At 43.4% G+C, this 1,776-nt stretch carries 2 protein-coding genes; one reads left to right on the forward strand and one right to left on the reverse strand.

All coding sequences use genetic code 11. The annotated features are described in order from the left end of the window. The first annotated feature begins 97 nt into the window (after positions 1-97). The gene (locus ACFQ2O_RS21485; RefSeq protein WP_377532927.1) at positions 98-973 is read left to right on the forward strand and encodes an SDR family oxidoreductase; all 876 of its coding nucleotides are present in this window, start codon (positions 98-100) and stop codon (positions 971-973) included. Between the two features lie 85 nt (positions 974-1,058). Here the strand turns inward: ACFQ2O_RS21485 and ACFQ2O_RS21490 are convergent, their stop codons facing one another. Then, a complete protein-coding gene (locus ACFQ2O_RS21490) occupies positions 1,059-1,715 on the reverse strand; it encodes a hypothetical protein (RefSeq protein ID WP_377532929.1) in 657 nt (218 codons plus the stop codon). Positions 1,716-1,776: the final 61 nt, after the last annotated feature.

The following is a 1,776-nucleotide window of genomic DNA, read 5'->3' on the forward strand; positions in this document are numbered from 1 at the left end:
TTTAAAATTCTCAAACTTCGGCTATACTTCCTATATTTAACTTAGAGCAGCATGACTTATTTAAGTTTCTCTACTCATCAACTTCAAAAGAAAAACTATGATCAAAGCAGAACCTATGTTAAAAGAGGGAGCCTTAAAAGATAAAACAATCATCGTTACTGGTGGTGGTACTGGTCTGGGGCGTTCTATGGTTAAATATTTTCTGGAGCTAGGAGCAAATGTAGTTATTACAAGTCGCAAACTTGAGGTACTGCAGCAAACTGCGAAAGAGCTAGAAGAAGAAACAGGCGGAAGTATACTTGCTATTTCCTGCGATGTGCGCAAGTATGATGAAATAGAAGCAATGCTGAAGGCTACGCTAGATCGTTTTGGAAAAGTGGATGTGCTGGTAAATAATGCGGCAGGAAACTTTGTAAGCCCAACCGAACGGCTAAGCCATAAAGCTTTCGACGTGATAACGGATATCGTTTTAAAAGGAAGCTATAACTGTACACTGGCGCTGGGTAAGCACTGGATTGAGCAAAAGCAGGAGGCAAACATCCTTAATATCGTAACCACCTATGCCTGGACAGGCTCAGGCTATGTTGTGCCGTCTGCCTGTGCCAAGGCTGGTGTGCTTGCCATGACACGCTCTCTTGCATCTGAGTGGGCTAAGTATGGCATTCGTTCCAACGCTATTGCACCCGGGCCGTTTCCAACAGAAGGAGCGTGGACACGCTTATTTCCTAAGCAATTAGCTGATCAACTGGACCCGGTGAAGCGTATACCAGTAGGGCGGTTTGGGGAACATCAGGAGCTGGCAAATCTGGCAGCTTACCTCGTTTCAGATTACGCAGCTTTTGTTAACGGAGAGGTAGTGACCATAGATGGTGGCGAGTGGCTGTACGGAGCTGGTGAATTCAACTCCTTCGATCAGATTCCGCAAGATATGTGGGATGCGATGGAGAAGCAGATGCGCGGAAAAGGGCAGTAGCTTTCATAACCAACTATAAAACAAAAGAGCCGCTAAACTGCAGTTTAGCGGCTCTTTTGTTTTATAGTTTCTAACCTTGATGCTATTATGCTCCTATGATAACAGCTAGCACTACGTTAACACCTAAACCAATGGCCCAGTTCTTCCACACTTTACCAGCTTTTACCTTACGAGCATTCTTACGGTAACCGCTTTTATAGTCCTGCTGTGATAGCAGTTGATGACTGGGAGCATCCATGTTTTTTTCTTGAGGAGTGGTTACTGAACAAACAACTGCAGGGATCAAACCTATAACCGGACTAAGTAAACTTGTCACTAAAGTAGCCGTTCCAGCTGCTTTATAGCCGTCGTAATACATAGAGGCGTCTGTCTGGCCTTTCACATACAAACTTAGGCTGCTTTCTTCTGAAGCAGTTGTGGTAGCATCAGCATCAGCTATTACTTGTTTATCTGCCACTACATCTTTTGTACCAGTCATACTTGCACCAGCTCTGCTGCTTACTTCCAGTTCAAAGGATTCAGAGCTGTTATCAGCATACTGAATCAAAGTTACATCCGCTTTAGGTAAAATATAGATAGGCCCCTCCTGATTACTGAAGCGTTTATACTTTATCTCGGAAGGGGTGATTTCTAAAACTTTTGCTTCCACCTTTTCACCGGACCGTTTCATAATCATGTCCTGTGCCTGCAGGGAAGGGCTGAGGCAACCCATAAAAAGTAAGGAGAATAAAATTTGTTTCATAACTGTTTGGCTTTTAAGTTGTTTTCAAAACTCTAAAGTAAGCAGCTGCTTTATTATTAAC

The organism is Pontibacter rugosus (assembly GCF_042678745.1).
In the GTDB taxonomy this organism is placed as follows: Bacteria; Bacteroidota; Bacteroidia; order Cytophagales; family Hymenobacteraceae; genus Pontibacter; species Pontibacter rugosus.

What these genes read in the sequence shown, in the direction of transcription:
- ACFQ2O_RS21490 (WP_377532929.1), bottom strand. Translation starts at nt 1,715, where the DNA reads ATGAAACAAATTTTATTCTCCTTACTTTTTATGGGTTGCCTCAGCCCT.
- ACFQ2O_RS21485 (WP_377532927.1), top strand. Translation starts at nt 98, where the DNA reads ATGATCAAAGCAGAACCTATGTTAAAAGAGGGAGCCTTAAAAGATAAA.